The organism is Pectobacterium carotovorum (assembly GCF_033898505.1).
Classification (GTDB): Bacteria; Pseudomonadota; Gammaproteobacteria; order Enterobacterales; family Enterobacteriaceae; genus Pectobacterium; species Pectobacterium carotovorum_J.
The window spans coordinates 286,230-292,647 of the sequence record NZ_JAXAFK010000004.1; the positions used below are offsets into that span (position 1 = coordinate 286,230).

The 6,418-nt window shown below is 51.8% G+C and carries 7 protein-coding genes; 6 read left to right on the top strand and 1 reads right to left on the bottom strand.

All coding sequences use genetic code 11. The annotated features are described in order from the left end of the window. The first annotated feature begins 294 nt into the window (after nt 1–294). From rbsD to rbsR, 6 genes are all read left to right on the top strand, one after another. Nucleotides 295–714: a D-ribose pyranase gene (gene rbsD / locus R9X49_RS18380; protein ID WP_039533593.1), complete on the top strand. Its 420-nt coding sequence runs from the start codon at nt 295–297 to the stop codon at nt 712–714. 7 nt (nt 715–721) lie between these two features. Further along, nucleotides 722–2,227 carry a ribose ABC transporter ATP-binding protein RbsA gene (rbsA, locus tag R9X49_RS18385; protein WP_319849775.1) on the top strand — a complete coding sequence of 502 codons (1,506 nt, stop codon included), beginning with the start codon at nt 722–724 and terminating at the stop codon, nt 2,225–2,227. A 7-nt stretch (nt 2,228–2,234) separates the two neighbouring features. Then, a complete protein-coding gene (gene rbsC / locus R9X49_RS18390; protein ID WP_263058387.1) occupies nt 2,235–3,203 on the top strand; it encodes a ribose ABC transporter permease in 969 nt (322 codons plus the stop codon). Between the two features lie 25 nt (nt 3,204–3,228). Further along, nucleotides 3,229–4,116, top strand: coding sequence for a ribose ABC transporter substrate-binding protein RbsB (rbsB, locus tag R9X49_RS18395; protein WP_205549419.1), 888 nt, complete (start codon nt 3,229–3,231; stop codon nt 4,114–4,116). A 74-nt stretch (nt 4,117–4,190) separates the two neighbouring features. Next, a complete protein-coding gene (gene rbsK / locus R9X49_RS18400; RefSeq protein ID WP_319849779.1) occupies nt 4,191–5,117 on the top strand; it encodes a ribokinase in 927 nt (308 codons plus the stop codon). A 3-nt stretch (nt 5,118–5,120) separates the two neighbouring features. After that, nucleotides 5,121–6,116: a ribose operon transcriptional repressor RbsR gene (gene rbsR / locus R9X49_RS18405; RefSeq protein ID WP_319849780.1), complete on the top strand. Its 996-nt coding sequence runs from the start codon at nt 5,121–5,123 to the stop codon at nt 6,114–6,116. A gap of 93 nt (nt 6,117–6,209) precedes the next feature. Here the strand turns inward: rbsR and R9X49_RS18410 are convergent. Continuing rightward, nucleotides 6,210–6,418, bottom strand: a 209-nt coding sequence (locus R9X49_RS18410) for a hypothetical protein (protein WP_319849781.1), incomplete at its 5' end; no start/stop codon positions are given.

Genomic DNA, 6,418 nt, shown 5'->3' on the forward strand with positions numbered 1-6,418 from the left:
TGTCACCCGAATCACTGACTTGAGTAAGCTCATCGGGATGAAATGAGAGACATCCTGTCTCTCACCGAAGGCCAGCTGCTGGCTGGTCAAATTCGTTCCCGACGAATTTGTCCCTTACTCGCCGCCTGCCTGAAACTCGAATTATTTAGGGTCTATAATGACCTCTCGTTCTCTTTATTTTTTTGTTAGCGAAACGTTTCGATAGCGATCACATTTTTTTTATCTCTTCGTTGCCTTTCTCTCTTCTTTTTCTAGAATGTTATTAGCGAAACGTTTCGCTGGTGGGGTGAGAAGATGAAAAAAGCAGCATTATTGAATTCAGATATTTCTTCCGTAATTTCTCGACTGGGACATACCGATAGCCTGGTTATTGGTGATGCGGGTTTGCCGATTCCTGAAACGACGACGCGTATCGATCTGGCGTTAACACATAACGTGCCGACGTTTTTGCAGGTGGTGAGTGTGGTCACCAGTGAAATGCAGGTCGAGGCCGCTATTCTGGCGGAAGAGATTATTGAAAAGAACCCCACAGTCCATGACGCATTACTCGATCAATTGAAGCAACTTGAACAACACCAGGGAAACTCAATTGCATTGCACTATGTTAGCCATGAAGAATTTAAAACCCAAAGCGGCAAAAGCCGGGCCATCATTCGCAGCGGAGAGTGCTCTCCGTATGCCAATGTCATCCTGTGTGCTGGCGTAACGTTCTGAGGCATCCATGCAACCTTTACTGCAACTGCAAGGCATCACGAAATCTTTTCCCGGCGTTAAGGCGCTGTCCGGTGCGGCGCTTAACGTCTATCCGGGAAAAGTGATGGCGCTGGTGGGCGAGAACGGTGCGGGCAAATCCACCATGATGAAAGTCCTGACCGGGATCTACCGTAAAGATGCGGGTAGCATCCATTTTCTGGGGCAGGTGGTGGATTTCAACGGGCCGAAAGCGTCCCAGGAAGCAGGTATCGGTATCATCCATCAGGAGCTTAACCTGATCCCCCAGCTTACGATTGCCGAGAATATCTTTCTCGGGCGTGAATTTACCAACCGCTTTGGCCGTCTCGACTGGAATAAGATGTATGCGGAAGCCGACAAGCTGCTGAAGCGCCTTAATCTGCGCTACGACAGCCGTCGTATGGTCGGGGATTTATCGATTGGCGATCAGCAAATGGTGGAAATTGCCAAGGTGCTGAGCTTTGAATCGAAAGTCATCATCATGGATGAACCTACCGATGCCCTGACGGATACCGAAACCGCTTCGCTATTCAGCGTGATCAAAGAGCTGCAATCTCAGGGATGCGGCATTGTCTATATTTCCCACCGTCTGAAAGAAATCTTTGAAATCTGCGATGACATTACTGTGTTCCGCGATGGTCAGTTTATCGGTGAGCGTCCGGTCAGTGACTTACAGGAAGATACGCTGATTGAAATGATGGTGGGCCGCAAGCTGGAAGATCAGTACCCGCGTTCAAGTAAAGTGCCGGGAGAGGTTCGCCTTAAGGTGCAAAACCTGTCCGGGCCGGGCGTCGACAGCGTTAGCTTTACGGTGCGGAAAGGTGAAATCCTGGGCGTTGCCGGGCTGATGGGCGCGGGTCGTACCGAGCTGATGAAGATTCTCTACGGCGCACTGCCGCGGACTGGCGGTAATGTGACGCTGGATGGCCGCGACGTGGTAACCCGAAAACCGCAGGATGGTTTGGCGAACGGCATTGTTTACATCTCGGAAGACCGTAAGCGTGATGGTTTGGTGTTGGGCATGTCGGTAAAAGAAAACATGTCCTTAACGGCACTGCGCTATTTCAGCCATGCGGGCGGTCGTCTGAAACACGCTGAAGAGCAATTAACGGTTGCCGACTTTATTCGCCTGTTCAATGTTAAAACGCCTTCAATGGAGCAGCCTATCGGCCTGCTTTCCGGTGGTAATCAGCAGAAAGTGGCGATAGCTCGCGGCCTGATGACACGCCCGAATGTCCTGATCCTCGATGAACCGACGCGTGGCGTCGATGTCGGGGCGAAGAAAGAAATTTATCAGTTAATCAATCAATTCAAAGAAGAAGGGCTGAGTATCATCTTGGTGTCATCCGAAATGCCCGAAGTCTTGGGAATGAGCGATCGCATCATTGTGATGCATGAAGGGCGCTTGAGCGGTGATTTCCCGATTGAGCAAGCAACCCAGGAAGTACTGATGGCTGCGGCCGTTGGTAAGCAATACGGCGCAAAGCAGGAGTAAGTCAGACATGAGTTCTCAACCTATCGCGGCAAAACGCTGGTTCAGCAAAGAGTGGTTATTGGAGCAGAAATCGCTGATCGCGCTCCTGATCCTTATTGCGATTGTTTCCGCTATGAGCCCTAACTTTTTCACCCTGAACAACCTGTTCAATATTCTTCAGCAGACGTCGGTGAACGCCATCATGGCCGTTGGTATGACGCTGGTGATTCTGACCTCGGGCATCGATTTATCAGTGGGTTCACTGCTGGCGTTGACGGGGGCCGTAGCAGCTTCCATCGTCGGGCTGGAAGTCAATGCGCTGGTGGCCGTATTTGGCGCGCTGGCGCTGGGGGCGCTGATTGGCGCGGGCACCGGCGTCATTGTCTCCAAAGGTAAAGTGCAGGCGTTTATCGCCACGCTGGTCATGATGCTGCTGCTGCGTGGCGTGACGATGGTCTATACCAACGGCAGCCCGATTAATACCGGCTTTTCTGACGTGGCGGATGCTTTTGGCTGGTTCGGTATCGGCCGTCCACTGGGGATTCCGACGCCAATCTGGATCATGGCTATCGTGTTCGCGGCGGCCTGGTACATGCTGCACCATACGCGTCTGGGGCGCTATATCTATGCGCTGGGAGGCAATGAGTCTGCGACCCGTTTGTCCGGCATCAGCGTTGATAAAATCAAGATTATTGTCTATTCCCTGTGTGGGCTGCTGTCTGCCCTGGCGGGAATTATCGAAGTCGCACGTTTGTCCTCTGCACAGCCTACGGCGGGGACAGGGTATGAACTGGATGCCATCGCGGCTGTGGTATTGGGCGGCACCAGTCTGGCTGGAGGAAAAGGGCGTATCGTTGGCACGCTGATCGGCGCTCTTATCCTTGGTTTCCTCAACAACGGGCTGAATTTATTAGGTGTTTCTTCTTACTACCAAATGATCGTTAAAGCAGTCGTCATTTTGCTGGCGGTTCTGGTAGATAACAAAAGCAGTAAATAACCTTCATTCACACAGGAATTGAGTTATGAATATGAAAAAGCTGGCTACTCTGGTTTCCGCTGTTGCGCTGAGCGCGACTGTCAGTGCTAATGCCTTGGCCAAAGATACGGTTGCGCTGGTGGTTTCTACGCTGAATAACCCGTTCTTTGTTTCAATGAAAGAGGGTGCGCAGAAAGAGGCCGACAAACTGGGTTACGAGCTGATCGTGCTGGATTCCCAGAATAACCCAGCGAAAGAGCTGGCTAACGTTCAGGATTTGACGGTGCGTGGAACCAAAGTTCTGCTGATCAACCCGACCGATTCTGATGCGGTCGGTAATGCGATTAAAATGGCGAACCAGGCCAAGATCCCTGTTATTACGCTGGACCGCGTTGCCAGCAGTGGTGAAGTTGTGAGCCACGTTGCTTCTGATAACGCCTTCGGTGGTAAAGTTGCCGGTGACTTCATTGCCAAGAAATTGGGTGAAGGCGCTAAAGTGATTCAGTTGGAAGGGATCGCCGGAACGTCTGCCGCACGCGAGCGTGGTGCAGGCTTCATGAAATCTGCTGAGAAAAATAAATTCGTTATGCTGGCCAGCCAACCGGCCGACTTCGACCGTACTAAAGGGCTGAACGTGATGCAGAACCTGCTGACCGCGCACCCTGACGTTCAGGCTGTATTTGCTCAGAACGATGAAATGGCGCTGGGTGCACTGCGTGCACTGCAAACCGCAGGCAAAACAGATGTGCTGGTCGTCGGTTTTGACGGTACGCAGGATGGCGTGAAGGCCGTTGAATCAGGCAAGCTGGGGGCAACGGTTGCTCAGCGTCCCGATCAGATTGGTGTGATCGGTATCGAGACAGCGGCGAAAGTGCTGAAAGGCGAAAAAACGCAGGCCATCATTCCGGTTGACCTGAAGCTGGTAGCAAAATAATTAAAGAATAAAGCAGGGCTCGCGCCACCCGTTTGTGGTGGCGCATTATTAACGTAGTAGCGGGATTCGACATAATGAAAACGGGTAAGCTGGTGGTGCTGGGCAGTATTAATGCTGACCATATTCTCAATCTTGAGCAATTTCCCCGCCCGGGCGAAACGGTTATCGGTGAGCAATATAGCGTTGCTTTCGGTGGGAAAGGCGCCAATCAGGCCGTTGCCGCTGGCCGAAGCGGTGCAGACATCGCCTTTATTGCCTGCGTCGGAGACGATGATATTGGCGCCCGTATTTGCCAGCAGTTATCCAAGGACAATATTGATGTTTCCGCCGTCGAGGCTATCTCCGGGGAAACAACCGGCGTTGCGCTGATTTTTGTTAACGCCGACGCTGAGAACATGATCGCGATTAACGCCGGCGCGAATGCGGCCGTAACGCCTGATTACCTTCATCGTCATCAGCAACACATTATGGATGCCTCTGCGTTGCTGATGCAGCTTGAGTCGCCGTTGGAAACGGTCATCGCAGCAGCCAAACTGGCGCATGAACACCAGACGAAAGTGATTCTTAACCCCGCACCTGCACGTGAGCTGCCTGATGAGCTGTTATCGCGGGTCGATATGATCACACCAAATGAAACCGAAGCGCAGTTCCTGACGGGAATTACCGTCGAGACGGAAGAAGATGCGGCTCGCGCAGCACAGGTTCTGCACGATAAAGGCATTGAAACGGTTCTCATCACGTTGGGTAGCCGTGGTGTATGGCTAAGTGAAAACGGCCAGGGGCAGCGTATACCGGGGTATCGTGTAAAAGCCGTGGATACTATCGCCGCTGGGGATACATTTAATGGTGCGCTTGTTACCGCGTTGCTGGAAAATAAACCGATGTCCTCCGCCGTAAAATTTGCCCATGCGGCAGCGGCGATAGCCGTTACTCGCCGAGGTGCTCAGCCCTCTGTCCCATGGCGTGAAGAGATCGACGAATTTTTGCAAACCCAGGGGTGATCTTTGGCCACCATGAAAGATGTCGCCCGTCTTGCGGGCGTTTCTACTTCTACCGTATCTCACGTCATTAATAACAACCGCTTTGTCAGCGACACCATTCGCGAAAAAGTGATGAAGGCCGTTGAGGATCTCAACTATGCGCCGTCTGCGCTGGCCAGGAGTCTGAAAATAAACCAGACCCGCACCATCGGCATGTTGCTCACTGCCAGTAATAACCCGTTTTATGCTGAAGTGGTGCGTGGCGTTGAGCGTTGCTGCTATGAGCGTGGCTATAGTCTGATTCTGTGCAACACCGAAGGCGATCGCGACAGAATGAGCCATAGCCTTGAAACGCTGCTGCAAAAGCGGGTCGATGGCGTACTGCTAATGTGCACCGAAAGCCATCGCCCTTTGCCCGAAATGATGAGCCGCTATCCTTCTATTCCTATGGTCATGATGGATTGGGCCCCCTTTGAAGGCGTCATGGACGTCATTAAAGATAACTCTCTGCTTGGTGGAGAGATCGCGACCAATTACCTCATCTCGCGCGGTTATAAAAAGATAGCATGCATTGCGGGCCCGAAAGATAAGACGACAGCCTATAACCGACTGGAAGGTTATCGACAGGCGATGCAGCTCGCTGGGCTATTCGTTCCCGCTGAGTATGAAATTTTCGGCGATTTTGAATTTGAAGCAGGCTATCGCGCTATGCAGCAGTTATTAGCGCTGGAAGATAAGCCAGAAGCCGTGTTCACCAGTAATGATGCGATGGCCGTTGGTGTTTACCATGCGCTTTATCAGGCAGGGCTTTCGATTCCTCAAGACATGGCGGTTGTGGGTTACGATGATATTGAGCTGGCTCGCTATATGTCACCACCTCTTACTACTGTTCACCAACCGAAGGATGAACTCGGCGAACTGGCAGTGGATACACTTTTGTATCGCCTGGAACATCCGAATACCGAGCCGAATGTGTTGGTGCTGACGCCGGAACTCATGGTTCGTCAGTCTGTAAGGTGAGGTTTTCTCCTAATTAGCGGCGAAAAATCCGGCATAACGGCGTCTTTTAATTCGCTTTGCTGAAAAAATCCCCACTCGATAATTTTTTTGCATTTAGCGCTTGTCAGGCGGCGAGAAGTCCCTATAATGCGCCTCCACTGACACGGCAACAGCGACACGCGGTTGCGGTAACAGCAAAAAAGATTCAACGAAGGCGGTCAGTAATGACTTGACTTCACAGCGGAAACGCATAATATATGCGGCCCGCGCCACGGAAGATGTGGCACTGCTCTTTAACAATTTAATCAGACAATCTGTGTGGG